Below are 14,607 nucleotides of genomic sequence, written 5' to 3'. Positions count from 1 at the left end.
GCTTACTAGAATTATCTAGTTGCCATGATTGAAGTCATATCATAGTTGGGCAATATTGACATGTGATTCAATAACGTCTCTTGGAAGAGTCATAACCGCATAGTCTTTCCGCCAACCATTAATAGTATTGGTGCTACGTAAGCGCAGTTGAATCGCATTGTTGAACTCAGTTGTGTTCAGGTTTTGCAGGGTTTCTTGTTCAATGCGAACGGTGATAGGAGAATCGGGTTTGCCAGCTAAGTTTTCGACTTGCCATTCATCTTTACGCGCACCAGTGCGATCCCCCATGATGCTAAATTTGTACTCTCTATCATCTTCCCAGAGTGAAAGGTTTGTCAGTTCAAATGAGACTAATAGATCATCGCCGTCGCCTGCCAGTTCTACGCCTTCAAACTGTGGCTCCCATAATGTTGGTGACGTTTGCGGTGCATCGTACGGAGTTTCAATCGTAAATGATGTACTGTACCAAAGGTGGTCGGAGACAAACTCTCGCTCACCATAGTATGGTTCGCCATTGTTATCGACTTTCACGCCCGTATGCAGGTCACTCCAAACGTAGGTATCATCTTCGCTGTGTGGACCTGGGAAGTATGTCTGAATTCGCGGACCGATGAGTGAGGCATCTACCAGTTTAACGTCTTCGGCATCAGCATTGTAGTAAATCAAATCAATACGGTCTCGGTCATCTTGTGCTCGTCCACATTCATTTATATAGGAATTACCGCTCATCCAGCTGTCATCCTGATGGAATGGCCAAGAAGCCCCTGGGTGCGTGACCGGATCAGGGAAGAGTTCGCGGTAGGTATCGGTATAACCCGCTTCTCGAAGTAGGCGGTGAGTCAGGAAGTCATGGACCGTGCCTTTGCGATCGAACTGCTGTGCACTATCTGGTGTCCAGTCAAGACCGGATGGTTCGTTAAAGTCACCGCCAAAGATGATAACCGCGTTTTCATCCATATATTGCTGGGTTTGCGTAATGAGGTGACGGGCTTGGTTTGGTCGTTGGGACTTTTCATTCATCGCATCTAATTCGTCGTTGTCCTGCTCTGGAATGCATTGCGAGCGAGCAGCCCAAGAGACACCATCTCCACCACGTGCGTCGTAGGTAATGTAATGGGTGTAGTCAAGGTGATTACTCCATACCACGACATCACGGCCATTTACGTCGAGTACTGCACCGATGAGATTACCCCTGTCACCAACATTATCTCCACTTTGCAGTACTTCTTTGATTGGGTATTTAGATAGTAGGCCGACGCTGGATATAAAATGCTCGCCCTGCCATACATACATTCCTAGCTCTTCTCCAAGGCGAGTCGTAATACCCGAAGCTTCAGATAGCAACAGGACATCAGGGGCAGCAAAACGAAGCTCTTCAACGGCAATATCGTATGAGCTTTGGTTGTTAGCTGGAAAATCTGAAGTCAGGCTGTGCCACATGTTGGCGGTGATAACTTTTAGTTCGGTTTGGTAAGTCCCTTCGGGTATGTCCGGAATGGTTGGTGTTTCACCCACTTTAGGGGGTTCTGATGACGTGGAGTTACAACCAGCAATGATGCCTGCAAGTAGGCAAGTAAGGAGTGTACGCTTATTCATTCGATTAATTACTTTGGTTCTGGAATTTAGGTTAGTCTACGAGGGTAAAATGACAATATTCATGTAGAGAAGTGATTGATTTACGAATGATTTGATAAGTTTAACTTATCAACAGTGTTGCCATACACTTCGCCCAAAAAGGTCGTCTATAAGCTAATCACTCATAGCAGGAGATAAATGGCCCATATAGCGGACTATTATTAAATGCGTGATACGTTTATTTTACGGGGAAGGTTGTGAGATTTGGTGCTCTGACACTTGATTTATTAAAGGAGGTCAACGTCGATGATAACGGTGATTAAAGAACAATTGAAATAATTAATTGCGGGCGTGCAAGGGGGGCAATGCTTTTAAACGTCAAGTTTAAATATGGAATATTCATCACGACTTTTATCAGCGAGCCTGACGTTATTGTTAAAACATCAGTCTTGAAATTGTTTAATGGCTCATACTGCTAGAAAAGGCATTAATAATTACCGTACCCACTAAAATAAAGCTAATACCGATCATTGCTGGTATGTCGAGCCGTTGGTCGTAGACTCGCCAAGCGATACCGGCGACCAGTACGATACCAGCCCCACACCAGATGGCATAAACTTGACGACTTGGGCCAGGCAAGAAAATGCCAGCGCGTAGAAGCCAAGACAAAGCAGCGTGGGCAGAGGCTTGGTAAAACCAGCGGTTTTTGCCAGGGCACTGGTCGCTGCAACTTCGGCGATAATAGCAACAGCCAGAAAGAAGTAGTGCATATCATTTTCTCTTGCACATTGAGTAAATATTTAGCTCTGCAGCGCATCGACGAGTGCTTTTTCAGGCTGTAGCGCCAAAAAGCGTTGTTGTAGCCAACCAGTAAACAGGGTGACTTTTGGCGGTGCATGGTTGCGCTCATATTGCAGATAGTGACAATCAGTGGATGAAATGGTGCTGTCATTAAATACAACGATGCGTTTGCTCTGCAGCAGCGGCAAGGCATTGAGTGAGCGACAAAGCATTATCCCCGCTCCTTGTGCCGCTAGTTCCAAACCCATCATAGTACTATCTACTTCGTATTGTTGTAATGGCGGGGAGTTAGAAAGTGTGTTGCTGCTTAGCCACTCATGCCAACCTTCGGTGTAGCCACGTACATAAATACCAGGTAATTGCTCTAAAGCGCATTGCGCCAGTTCTTCGTTGTGTTGCGCTTTAAATTCAGGGCTGCATACCGCTATCCAATACTCTTTGCAAAGTAGTTCAGAATGAAGTTCTTTGCTGGGTTGCCCGTTAACGATTTCGATATCGACTTTGGTTTGGTTGGCTTGTAATTGTGGCCAATCTTCAGTGTGTAACTTCACCTGAATAAATGGATAGCGTTGGCAGAAGTCCTGCAGTTGTGGTAACAGCCAGTAGTAGCAGAATGAAGTATTGACCTTCACCGTAAGCTGTTGAGGTTCATTACGGTGGGTTAGCGCTTTAGTCTGGTGACTGATCGCGCGTAACGATTGGTGAACTGTAGGGTAGTACTGTTGACCACGAACAGAGAGTTTTAGCCGACGGTTTTCACGGTTAAACAATGCAAACCCCAAATATTGCTCAAGAGCCTTAATATGCTGACTGATCGCAGCTTGAGTGACGTGCAATTCTTGCGCAGCCTTGGTAATTGACTGGTGGCGAGCACAAGCTTCGAATGCAACCAGAGATTTTAGCGGGGGCAACATAGTAACAACACTCCAGAGAATAAACTGTCAGCACAGTAAGAAGAGTAAGTGTCATAAATATGACCGAATGATGAAGTTAGTTTTACTTAAGTGTGTGACATGTCAATGACTTAATATTTAAGCCTAGCTTAACTAAGAAGGGCAAAATAATCATTTTACTGTCACTTTGTCTTAACTATTGATGGTTAACTTATGCATCAACTTAATTGCTTCCTAGGTTGATGGTGGCAATGAAATATTTATTTCTGGAGATTGTCATGAAAAAGATTTTGCTAGCTTCAATAGTTGCCGCGACATTTAGTGCCGCTGCATTTGCTCAAGAAGAACTGACTGTTTATACCGCTTTTGAAATTGAGCAGATCCGTGCGTTGGAAATGGCATTCAATGCTGAGTACCCAGATATCAAATTGAATTTCATGCGTGATTCGACCAGCGTTGTGACTGCACGTTTGTTGGCAGAGAAAAACAACCCTCAGGCAGATGTTATTTGGGGGTTGGCAGCAACGTCCATGATGGTGCTTGATAAAGACGAGTTGCTGGCTCCTTATGCGCCACAAGGTCTGGAAAAGCTGGACGAGAAATTCCGTGATAGCCGTGAAGTACCGCACTGGATTGGTATGGACGCATGGATTGCTGGTGTTTGTTTTAACACGATAGAAGCAGAAAAACATGGTCTAGAGATGCCACAAACTTGGGCTGATCTGACTAAGCCTGAGTACAAAGGTCACATTGTAATGCCTAACCCGGCTTCTTCTGGTACGGGGTTCCTTGATGTTTCAGGCTGGCTGCAGCAGTTCGGTGAAGAAAAGGGCTGGGAATTCATGGAAGGCCTTCATGACAATATCGCTCGCTACACTCACTCAGGATCTGCGCCATGTAATTTGGCAGCAACTGGTGAGGCAACAATGGGGATCTCGTTTGCATTCCGCGGTGCGACTTTGAAACAACAAGGCGCGCCAATCGAGATGATTTTCCCAACCGAAGGCGTGGGCTGGGATATGGAAGCAGCAGCGATTGTTGATGGTACGCCAAAAGTGGCGGCTGCACAGAAGTTGATTGATTTTGCAGCTTCTGCAGAGGCTAACCGTCAGTACAACAAGTTCTACCCAGTTATTGCTAAGCCGCATCTAGCAGAAGCGGTTGCGTTTTACCCTGATAACGCCACTGAACTCATGATTGAGAATGACTTTGCTTGGGCGTCTGACAACTACGAGCGAATTATCGGCGAGTGGGCTCAGCGCTTCGATGGGAAGTCTGACGCCAAATAAACCTTAAATTCCATGAAACAATTTCAAGGCCGCTGTTTTTGATGGCGGTCTACTCTGTGTCCGACTGTAGGGTCGGATACAGTATTTAAAGAGAGTTTAATACCGAAATGACTAGTAGTTACCTGCATATTGACCGTCTAATAAAACGCTTTGACGACTTCACCGCCCTTAAAGGGATCTCTCTAGATATCAAAGAGGGTGAGTTTGTTTGTTTCCTCGGCCCATCAGGGTGTGGCAAAACCACCTTATTGCGCGCAATTGCTGGTTTGGAATTACCAAGTGAAGGCCAAATCGTGCAAAACGGTCGGGACGTGACAGTGCTGCCTCCTGAGCAGCGTGATTTCGGTATTGTATTCCAGTCTTATGCCTTATTTCCAAACCTGACCGTGGCCGACAATATAGCCTTTGGCTTAATCAACCGTGGCATGAAAAAAAACCATGCAATGGAAAAAGTGCGCGAATGGCTTTGCCTTGTCGACCTTGACGGCTATGAAGACAAATTCCCGGCCCAGTTGTCAGGCGGTCAACAGCAGCGTGTTGCACTGGCGCGTGCCTTGGCGCTTTCTCCCGGTCTACTGTTGCTTGATGAGCCGCTATCAGCGCTGGATGCCAAAGTACGCATCCACCTGCGCCACGAAATTTGCCAGTTGCAGCGTAAGCTAGGGATCACCACCATAATGGTGACCCATGATCAGGAAGAAGCCTTGACGATGGCTGACCGTATTGTGGTGATGAACCACGGCGTGGTTGAGCAGGTTGGTACCCCGGAAGAGATATACAACAACCCGGCGTCTGAGTTTGTCGCTCAGTTTGTCGGAACCATGAACTTCCTGCCAGCAGATGTGGTCGATGGCGACCAACTTAAGATCGAGGGTATTACTGTACCTTCTCCACAAGATGTTAAAGGCCGTCATGTAATGCTGGCATTGCGCCCAGAGCAAATCCGTATAGGTAAGCCGTCTGAGTCAGGATTAGATGCGACAGTAAAGACGATAGAATTTATGGGCTCTTTCGTGCGTCTAGAGTGTCAATTGCGTGATAACTCATCGTTATTACAGGTTGATATATCGGCAGAGCGGGCTAAGCAAGGCTTGCCTGTGCGAGGCGAAATGTGCACGTTGAGTTGGGATGTCGTAAACAGTCAGGTATTTGAGGGGGAAGTAGCATGAGTGTCGAAAGTGTCATAAGTGTTGAGTCCGACCTAATTACACCGACATCAACGCCTCTGTTTGAGCGGGTTAAAGGGGGCTTTAACCGCATGAGTACTGACCAATGGGTGATGGGGGGCGTGTTGATATTGGCAGCCTTACTGATGGTCATTGGTCTTATCGCCCCGTTAGGTGCGATGTTTGTCAAAAGTGTGCAGGATCGCAGTGGTGAGTACATTGGTTTTGCGAACTACATAAACTATTTGAATAATCCGGCGCTGACCCAGTCTATTTATAACACCTTATTTATCGGCATCGTGGTTTCGTCTATTGTTGGACTGTTGGCTTTTTGCTACGCCTATGCGTTGACTCGGACCTGTATGCCGGCGAAACGTTTGTTCAAGTTAGTCGGTAGCTTGCCGATATTGGCTCCTTCACTGTTGCCGGCCATCTCCCTGGTTTACCTGTTCGGTAATCAGGGGATCTGGAAGTCGTGGCTGATGGGCAGCAGTATATATGGTCCTATCGGGATAGTGCTTGGCTTGGTTTTCTGGTGTTTTCCGCATGCGTTGTTGATCATGAGTACTGGGCTGTCTACTGCTGATGCCCGCCTGTATGAAGCGGCAAGAGTGATGCGCACCTCACCGATCCGCACCTTCTTTACCGTTACTTTACCGGGCGCGAAATACGGTTTGATGAGTGCCATGGTGGTGATTTTTACTTTGGTGGTATGTGATTTTGGTGTAGCTAAAGTGATTGGTGGACAATACAACGTCTTAGCGACCGATATTTACAAGCAGGTGATTGGCCAGCATAACTTTGCGATGGGGGCGGTAACCTCGGTGGTTCTGCTGTTCCCTGCACTGTTATCTTTTGCTCTTGAAACGCGCATTCGTAAAAAGCAGCAGAGCATGATGAGTGCCAACTCAGTGATCTATCAGCCAATGCCAAATAAAGCCCGAGATAGAGGCGCATTCGTGTTCTGCCTGATTGTTGCTACCGCCATTATGGTAGTGATCGGGATGGCGTTTTATGGCTCCCTGATTAGTTTCTGGCCTTACAACAAGGCGTTGACTTTGGGTAACTATGATTTCAGCCGGTTTATTAGCTATGGTTGGGCGCCGTTCTACAACTCAGTGAAAATGGCTCTGCTGGTGGCTTTGATTGGTACCTTGTTTACTTTTTTGGTCGCATACTGTGTCGAAAAAGGACGTAAAATGCAGCCGGTGCGTAGTGCTCTACACCTTATGGCAATGATGCCGATGGCGGTACCAGGTATGGTACTGGGGTTAGGGTATATTTTCTTCTTCAACTCGCCGACCAATCCAATGAACAATTTTTACGGCACCATGACTATTTTGGTGGTGTGCACCGTCGTTCACCTTTATACAGTCGGTCATATGACCGCACTAACAGCGTTGCGACAGATCCCAGCGGAAATCGAAGCGGTGGCGGCGTCACTAAAAATCCCGCAGTACAAGGCATTCTTGAAGATCTCTATTCCGGTCGGTCTACCTGCTCTGCTAGATATAGGTAGCTACCTGTTTGTTAATGCGATGACTACCACTTCTGGAGTGATATTCCTGTACACCACAGATAATGTACTGGCGTCCATTGCTGTGATGCATCTCGATGAGATGGGGTATACCGCGGCCGCAGCAGCCATGGCGGTGATGATCATGCTGACTTCAGCTATCGCTCGATTGGTCCACGGCGCCTTTAGCCATCTGCTACTTAAGCGCACCCAGCGCTGGCGTACACGCTAAGCACTCCCCGTTAGCGTATTGCACCAATGCGCTAATAACCCTCTAATTTTAGATACCGAGGCAGGTATAATGGCTGCCTCCGGTTAGGTACACCCTTATGAATATGAAAACCCCTGAAGCGGCGACGGAGCTTGTTGTCTTTGATATGGACGAAACCTTAATCGGCAACGATCTCACGGTATTGTGGCATGCCTTTGTGGTTAGTGAGCTGGGATTGGCTGATGACCGCTTTTTGGCTCAGGACAAGCAGATGATGGATCTTTATTATCAAGGGAAGATGGATCTTGATGCTTATATGGCATTTAGTCTGTCACCGCTTATGTCACTGACGGCTGAGCAGGTTGATGCGTTGGCTGACCGTTATGTGAGTGAACAGGCTGCGCAGTACATTTTTCCGCAAGCCAAAACCTTGTTGGCGGATCTACGAATGCGAAATGTTACCTGCATGATTATTTCTGCGAGTGCGTCGTTTTTAGTCAAGGCGATGGGGCGTTATCTAGGTATTCCATATGCAGAAGGTGTCGATCTTGTTGTTGATAATGGTTATTACACTGGAAAAATTGATGGTATTCCGAGTTATCAACACGGTAAGGTCATTCGCCTGCAACGTTGGCTAGAAGCGAATGACGGTAGTTATACTCCGATCCATTTCTATTCCGATTCAATAAACGATCTGCCACTGTTGCTCGAAGTGGATTACCCTGTGGTTGTTAATGGTTGTCCCAAGTTACAGTCCGAAGCGATAACGCGAGGATGGCCTCAGCTTAGATGGCAGATCTCAAATGTAGGCTAAAGTATGAGTGCTTACACGGCTTTGATTAATTGCTTACTAGCAATGCTTCACGCCAGCTAAGTTTCCTATTGGGTTAGTGTCAATCATCTGAGGTAACGGCATGATTATGGTGTGGGGTTAGCAAGCTCCAGGTAGGAGCTTGCTGTTATTAGTCGCAATGGATAATTAACTTCCGGCGCCCGGTTTGCGCTTGGGCTGAGCATCAATGCACTGGCCGTTGACGTCCTTGCTTTCAGGGCCTATCAGGTAGAGGTACAGCGGCATGATTTGCTCTGGCGTTTTCAGCAATGATGGGTCTTCTGCTGGGAAAGCCTTGGCACGCATACCGGTACGGGTGCCGCCCGGATTGATGGCATTGACCCGCACAGGTGTATTGGCCATTTCGTCGGCCAAAATCTGCATCATTCCTTCGGTGGCGAACTTAGACATCGAGTAAGCCCCCCAGAAGGAGCGGCCCTGATGGCCAACGGTCGATGAGGTGAACACAATGCGGCCGTCTTCGGCTTTCTTGACTAGTGGCATAATGGCTTGGGTCAATAGGAACTGGGCTTTGACGTTGACCTGCATGACGTCATCAAAGGTATCTTCGCCAAGTTGGTCGAATGGGCTGAGCACGCCCAGCAGGGAAGCATTGTGCAGCACACCGTCCAAGCGGCCGAACTGGCCCTCGATCGTTTCGACCATATCAAGGTAGTTCTGCTTGGTGGCGCCCATCATATCCATAGGGATAATCGCGGGTTGAGGATAGCCCTGCGATTCGATTTCATCGTAAACGGCTTCTAATTTGGCTACGGTGCGTCCGAGCAAGATAACGGTCGCGCCATGGGCGGCATAACTGATGGCAGCTTGGCGGCCTATTCCATCACCCGCTCCGGTTACCAGAATAACTCTATCTTTCAGTGAGTTTTCAGCGATTTGATAATCCACTGTGTACTTCCTTATTGGTTTTTTCGTCAGCTCATTGTATACCCAAACTATTCTCATCTTGAAGTGGTTTGGCTATATTGCGATAGCGGTATGGGTGACAACTTGGTTACAATGGCTTAATGCCAATAAATGAGGACTCGACATTGGATTTTTTGTTTGATTATGGATTGTTTCTAGCCAAGATTGCCACGGTGGTTGTGGCATTCATCGCGATTCTGGTGGTGGCTAAAAGTGTGAAAGGCCATCACGGTAGCCAGAAAGGTGAGCTAGAGGTCACTGATCTGACCGAGCAGTATAAGCACACTGTGCATCAACTGGAGTCTCACTTATTTGATAAGCCGTTGCTCAAAGCACGCGACAAGGCTGAAAAGAAAGCGGATAAGGAAAAGCACAAGGCAAGACAGAATGAAGTGAAGAAAGCGGCCAAAGAAGGCGATTTGTCGCACTCGCGTGAGCCTCGTCTGTTCGTTTTGGATTTTCATGGCAGCATTGATGCCCGTGAAGTGACCTCACTACGTGAAGAGGTGACCGCTATTCTGGCTGTGGCAATGGAGGGCGATGAAGTTCTGCTGCGCCTAGAAACTGGCGGCGGCATGGTCCATGGTTACGGCCTTGCTTCTTCTCAGCTTGACCGTCTAAAAGCTGCCGGGATTAAACTGACGATCTCTGTCGATAAAGTTGCTGCCAGCGGTGGCTATATGATGGCGTGTATTGCCGACAAAATCATCTCGGCACCGTTTGCGATTGTTGGTTCTATCGGGGTGATAGCCCAATTACCAAACTTCAATAAAATATTGAAGAAGAACGATATTGAATTCGAACAGATCACCGCCGGCGAGTTCAAACGTACCCTGACGATGTTTGGAGAGAATACTGACAAGGCGCGCGAAAAGTTTCAGAGCGAGATCGAAGAGACCCATGGTTTGTTCAAAGATTTTGTGTCTGAGCACCGCCCTGAGCTAGATTTGGCCAAGGTGGCTACCGGTGAGCACTGGTTTGGTAAGCAGGCATTTGAGCTGGGCTTGGTGGATGAAATTGGTACCAGCGATGACTACATCAGCCTATCGTGTAAAGATCGCGAAGTGCTGCAGGTACGTTATGTCCAGCGCAAGAAGCTGGCTGAAAAACTGGCTGGTGCTACAGGCGACGCCGCTGATAATGTATTGCTGAAATGGATAAGCCGTGGTCAGCGTCCAATTGTTTAAACGTCCAATTGTATAAAGAGGTTACGATGGGTCAAAAGTGGGCCTTGTTTTCATTTCAGGGACGGATGCGCCGCCGGGATTATTGGTTGTATAGCATTCCCGTGCTGCTGGTATCGTTGCCGGTGTTTCTCTATACCACACCGGAAAACGCGGATAATCCGCTGCTTAATATTCTGTCGATTATTGTGTTGGTATTTGTATTCTGGGCCTCTGCGGCTCTGAATATAAAACGCCTGCATGATCGCAATAAAAGCGCTTGGTGGATCATTCTGACCTTCTTGCCTTTGATCGGGCCGATCTTTGTGATTGTTGAACTGGGTATCTTAGATGGCACAGTCGGTGATAATCAGTTTGGTGCCGATCCTAAGGGACGTGGTGCGCCGCCGTCAGGGCCGAGTGCGGACAACGAGTCTAAGGATGACAAAGATACGATGACCATTGATATGTAATCGTTTTACATCACTAGAAACGTTGAATTGCTAGGAATAAATCAGCCCCGTTTGACGGGGCTGTTTTTTTACTTTAGTTCAAAAAAGACAATTACTTGCCGAGGGTGAATTTCGGCGAAAGCTGGTGGGCAAGGTATTTGAACATATTGAATACTGCCGTGGTCTTTTCTGTCGGCAGACCGTTGTCATCGAGGAAATACTCGCCTTTGAAAATCAGTACCCCGGCACGTTCTTCAACGGAGTCAGCTCGCATACCGTCAATGTAGGCTTCATGATCTTGGATAAGCTGGTTGGCAATCATCAGTAGCTCATCATTTGCAATGGATTCTTTGGTGCTCATTGTGTCTCTCTCATCTCACAGCAGTTCGCCGGTTGGGTCTCCGGCCAAGGTGGCTAAGTGTATTTGAGTTGATTCGGGATGACAAATTTTGAAAACAATATTGGGTGCCATTTTCGTGGCACTGTTGATTTTTCGCGATGACTGGCTATATCTTGAAAGAAAGGCCGTGATGATTATTGTGCGATCAAAGGGTAAATCAGCAGGGTATAAAGATTAGGCATTAACCTTATGAATTGCCGAAAAAATGTGAGCGACGGCAAAAAATAGTGGTTTTTTATAGTCAAAGCGGTGCTGAGGTGGTAATGATTAGCGCCCATTGAGGGAGATGTTTTTCAGTATTGCGGCATAAATGAGAGGAATATCGCGTGGCAACCGAACTTATCGGCACGTTTTTTTCCTATTTATTAAGTGGTGTAACTATCTGTTAACAAGTGGGGAAGGGACAACCAAACGGTCTCGTTTTGTTAAAAAGCAGTTGACCTTCTCCGATTGTAGCCCAATATGTAAATACCAATCACATTACGTAACTAGTTATCCGGAGCTGTCCTCAACCGGTTGGATTTCGCGATTTAAATAGTTACTTAATCAGTTTGGTGTACCAGCGTTGCCGTGCTAGCTCTAGTTTTTTTAGCGTGCAACTAGTTGTTTTAATTTTAAGTTTTGTGAGCACGAGGACGTAATAGAATTATTATGGGTAAATCACTCGTTATTGTGGAGTCCCCAGCCAAGGCGAAGACGATCAATAAGTACTTGGGTAAGGACTTTGTGGTTAAGTCAAGCGTCGGTCACGTTCGTGATTTGCCGACTGGTGCTCGTAGCACCGGTAAGAAAGCGGCGGCTACTTCAACCAAGGGCTTGAGCGCCGAAGAAAAAGCGCGCATCAAAAAAGAAAAAGACCGCAAATCGTTGATCAATAAAATGGGCGTGGACCCATACAATGACTGGGAGGCTCAATATGAAGTGCTTCCTGGCAAGGAAAAAGTGGTCAACGAACTACAGAAGCTAGCGGAAGATGCTGACTTTGTTTATCTCGCAACCGATTTGGACCGCGAAGGAGAAGCTATTGCGTGGCACCTTCGTGAGATCATCGGCGGCGATGATGCACGTTATAAGCGAGTGGTTTTTAACGAAATCACCAAAAATGCTATCCAGCAGGCTTTTGAGCAGCCGGGTGAGCTGAACATGGATGGTGTGAATGCCCAGCAGGCACGTCGATTCCTCGATCGTGTGGTCGGCTTTATGGTTTCCCCTCTGTTGTGGAAGAAAGTCGCACGTGGTCTTTCTGCCGGCCGTGTACAGTCGGTTGCGGTTAAGCTGATTGTTGAGCGTGAACGCGAAATCAAGGCGTTCGACCCTGAAGAATACTGGGATATGCATGCCAACACCCAAACAGCAGGTAACGATGCACTGCGTTTGATGGTGGCACAGCAGGCAGGTAAGGCATTCCGTCCGGAAAACGAAGCTGACACCATGGCGGCAAAATCGTTGCTCGAGAAGGCTGCCTTCACGGTTAAAGACCGCGAAGACCGACCAACCAGCAGCAAGCCGTCAGCACCATACATCACTTCAACGTTGCAGCAGGCGGCTAGTACTCGTCTAGGCTACGGCGTTAAGCGCACTATGGGCTTGGCCCAACGCTTGTATGAAGCCGGTTACATTACCTATATGCGTACCGACTCAACCAACCTGTCTAAAGAAGCGGTTGAAGCGGCACGTGAGTTTATTGCTGGCGAATACGGCGATAATTACCTACCGCCATCACCTAATGTGTACGGTAGCAAGGGTAATGCTCAGGAAGCGCACGAAGCCATCCGCCCTTCAAGTGTTGACGTGAAAGCGGAAAACCTTGAAGGCATGGAGCAAGATGCTATCAAGCTGTACGATTTGATCTGGCGCCAGTTCGTGTCCTGTCAAATGGTGCCGGCAAAATACGATTCCACCACGATTACGGTGACAGCGGGTGACTTTACCCTGAAAGCCAAGGGCCGTACCCTGCGCTTTGCGGGTTGGACACAAGTTCAGCGCCCGTCTGGTAAAAATGAAGATACCACGCTGCCAATGGTTCATGTGGGCGATACGCTCAAGGTTGAATCGTTGGAGCCGAAACAGCACTTCACCAAGCCACCTGCACGCTTTACTGAAGCGGCATTGGTTAAAGAGCTGGAAAAGCGAGGCATTGGCCGTCCATCGACTTACGCATCGATTATCTCGACGATCCAAGATCGTGGTTATGTGCGTGTTGACCAGCGTCGTTTCTATGCCGAGAAGATGGGTGAGATTGTTTCCGATCGCCTTGACCAAAGCTTTGCCGATCTGATGGACTACGACTTTACCGCCCGCATGGAAGGTAACCTCGATAAAATTGCCGAAGGTGATGCGGGCTGGAAGTCGGTACTTGATAAGTTCTTCAGTGACTTTACCGGTGAGCTTGAGAAAGCAGAGCTGGATGAAACTGAAGGCGGCATGAAACCGAACAATATCGTACTGACCGATATCAAATGTCCGACTTGTGAACGCCCGATGGGGATCCGTACTGCGTCGACCGGTGTATTCCTTGGTTGTTCTGGTTATGCACTACCGCCGAAGGAACGTTGTAAGACAACGATCAATCTGGGTGATGAGGACGGTATCATCAACGTGCTGGAAGAAGACGTTGAGACGGCTGCCCTGCGCGCCAAGAAGCGTTGTCCGAAATGTAGCACGGCGATGGATGCCTACCTGATCGATGCCGAGCGCAAGTTGCATGTGTGCGGTAACAACCCAAGCTGTGATGGCTATGTGGTTGAGAAAGGCGAGTTCCAGCTAAAAGGCTACGACGGTCCGGTTATCGAATGTGACAAGTGTGGCTCTGATATGGAGCTAAAGAACGGTCGCTTTGGTAAGTACATGGGTTGTACCAGTGAAACCTGTAAGAACACCCGCAAGATTCTGAAGAACGGCGAGATTGCGCCACCGAAGGAAGATCCGGTACATTTACCAGAGTTACCTTGTTCACAGGATCCAGACGCTTACTTTGTATTGCGTGATGGTGCTTCCGGTCTGTTTATGGCGGCAAGTACTTTCCCTAAATCGCGCGAGACACGTGCGCCGTTGGTAGAAGAGTTAGTTCGTTTCAAAGACCGTCTGTCGCAGAAGTTCACGTATTTGGCTGATGCACCGACAGAAGATCCAGATGGCCGTCCGACAGTGGTTCGCTTTAGCCGTAAGACTAAGGAAAACTACATTCGCTCGGAAGTTGATGGTAAACCATCAGGCTGGACGGGGCTGTTCATTGACGGTAAGTGGGAAATTACCGACAAGCGTAAAAAGCCGAAGAAAGAAAAGGCTGATGAATAGCAGATAAAAAAACCGCCGAAAGGCGGTTTTTTTTCGTTTTGAGTACAGGCGATAACCGGGTTCCTAGTTTCTATAAAACGCTAAA

Annotated in this window: 11 protein-coding genes and 1 pseudogene; 7 read left to right on the top strand and 5 right to left on the bottom strand. The window is 47.7% G+C overall.

Features of this window, described 5'->3' with window-relative positions; all coding sequences use genetic code 11:
• Nucleotides 1–39 precede the first annotated feature (39 nt).
• The 3 genes and pseudogenes from ACVA58_RS07010 to ACVA58_RS07000 all read right to left on the bottom strand — a co-directional run bounded on the left by ACVA58_RS07010 (nucleotide 40) and on the right by ACVA58_RS07000 (nucleotide 3,290).
• Nucleotides 40–1,596: an endonuclease/exonuclease/phosphatase family protein gene (locus ACVA58_RS07010; RefSeq protein ID WP_446509718.1), complete on the bottom strand. Its 1,557-nt coding sequence runs from the start codon at nucleotides 1,594–1,596 to the stop codon at nucleotides 40–42.
• 438 nt (nucleotides 1,597–2,034) lie between these two features.
• A pseudogene (locus ACVA58_RS07005) lies at nucleotides 2,035–2,345 on the bottom strand (DMT family transporter).
• A gap of 30 nt (nucleotides 2,346–2,375) precedes the next feature.
• Nucleotides 2,376–3,290 carry a LysR substrate-binding domain-containing protein gene (locus ACVA58_RS07000; protein ID WP_446509717.1) on the bottom strand — a complete coding sequence of 305 codons (915 nt, stop codon included), beginning with the start codon at nucleotides 3,288–3,290 and terminating at the stop codon, nucleotides 2,376–2,378.
• A 257-nt stretch (nucleotides 3,291–3,547) separates the two neighbouring features.
• Between ACVA58_RS07000 and ACVA58_RS06995 the strand changes: the two genes are divergently transcribed.
• The 4 genes from ACVA58_RS06995 (at nucleotide 3,548) to ACVA58_RS06980 (ending at nucleotide 8,265) form a co-directional block, all read left to right on the top strand.
• The gene (locus ACVA58_RS06995; protein WP_446509716.1) at nucleotides 3,548–4,558 is read left to right on the top strand and encodes a putative 2-aminoethylphosphonate ABC transporter substrate-binding protein; all 1,011 of its coding nucleotides are present in this window, start codon (nucleotides 3,548–3,550) and stop codon (nucleotides 4,556–4,558) included.
• Nucleotides 4,559–4,665: 107 nt separating this feature from the next.
• Nucleotides 4,666–5,727, top strand: coding sequence for a putative 2-aminoethylphosphonate ABC transporter ATP-binding protein (locus ACVA58_RS06990; RefSeq protein ID WP_446509715.1), 1,062 nt, complete (start codon nucleotides 4,666–4,668; stop codon nucleotides 5,725–5,727).
• Entirely contained in the window at nucleotides 5,724–7,472 is a 1,749-nt protein-coding gene (locus tag ACVA58_RS06985; protein WP_446509714.1) for a putative 2-aminoethylphosphonate ABC transporter permease subunit, read from the top strand. The genes ACVA58_RS06990 and ACVA58_RS06985 overlap by 4 nt, the downstream gene beginning before the upstream one ends.
• Before the next feature lie 97 nt (nucleotides 7,473–7,569).
• The gene (locus ACVA58_RS06980) at nucleotides 7,570–8,265 is read left to right on the top strand and encodes an HAD family hydrolase (protein ID WP_446509713.1); all 696 of its coding nucleotides are present in this window, start codon (nucleotides 7,570–7,572) and stop codon (nucleotides 8,263–8,265) included.
• A 165-nt stretch (nucleotides 8,266–8,430) separates the two neighbouring features.
• Here the strand turns inward: ACVA58_RS06980 and ACVA58_RS06975 are convergent, their stop codons facing one another.
• Nucleotides 8,431–9,192 carry a YciK family oxidoreductase gene (locus ACVA58_RS06975; protein ID WP_446509712.1) on the bottom strand — a complete coding sequence of 254 codons (762 nt, stop codon included), beginning with the start codon at nucleotides 9,190–9,192 and terminating at the stop codon, nucleotides 8,431–8,433.
• Between the two features lie 143 nt (nucleotides 9,193–9,335).
• On the opposite strand from ACVA58_RS06975, the gene sohB reads away from it, so the two are divergent.
• Both sohB and ACVA58_RS06965 read left to right on the top strand, forming a co-directional pair.
• Nucleotides 9,336–10,397 carry a protease SohB gene (gene sohB / locus ACVA58_RS06970; protein WP_446509711.1) on the top strand — a complete coding sequence of 354 codons (1,062 nt, stop codon included), beginning with the start codon at nucleotides 9,336–9,338 and terminating at the stop codon, nucleotides 10,395–10,397.
• A gap of 26 nt (nucleotides 10,398–10,423) precedes the next feature.
• Nucleotides 10,424–10,846, top strand: coding sequence for a DUF805 domain-containing protein (locus ACVA58_RS06965; RefSeq protein ID WP_446509710.1), 423 nt, complete (start codon nucleotides 10,424–10,426; stop codon nucleotides 10,844–10,846).
• Between the two features lie 91 nt (nucleotides 10,847–10,937).
• On the opposite strand, the gene ACVA58_RS06960 is transcribed toward ACVA58_RS06965, so the two are convergent.
• Nucleotides 10,938–11,186 carry a YciN family protein gene (locus ACVA58_RS06960; RefSeq protein ID WP_255041321.1) on the bottom strand — a complete coding sequence of 83 codons (249 nt, stop codon included), beginning with the start codon at nucleotides 11,184–11,186 and terminating at the stop codon, nucleotides 10,938–10,940.
• A 690-nt stretch (nucleotides 11,187–11,876) separates the two neighbouring features.
• On the opposite strand from ACVA58_RS06960, the gene topA reads away from it, so the two are divergent.
• Nucleotides 11,877–14,522 carry a type I DNA topoisomerase gene (gene topA, locus ACVA58_RS06955; RefSeq protein ID WP_446509709.1) on the top strand — a complete coding sequence of 882 codons (2,646 nt, stop codon included), beginning with the start codon at nucleotides 11,877–11,879 and terminating at the stop codon, nucleotides 14,520–14,522.
• Nucleotides 14,523–14,607 lie beyond the last annotated feature (85 nt).

The organism is Photobacterium sp. DNB22_13_2, from assembly GCF_052873915.1.
Note: the sequence above shows the minus strand (reverse complement) of the source record. Positions and strands in the feature narration are given on the sequence as shown.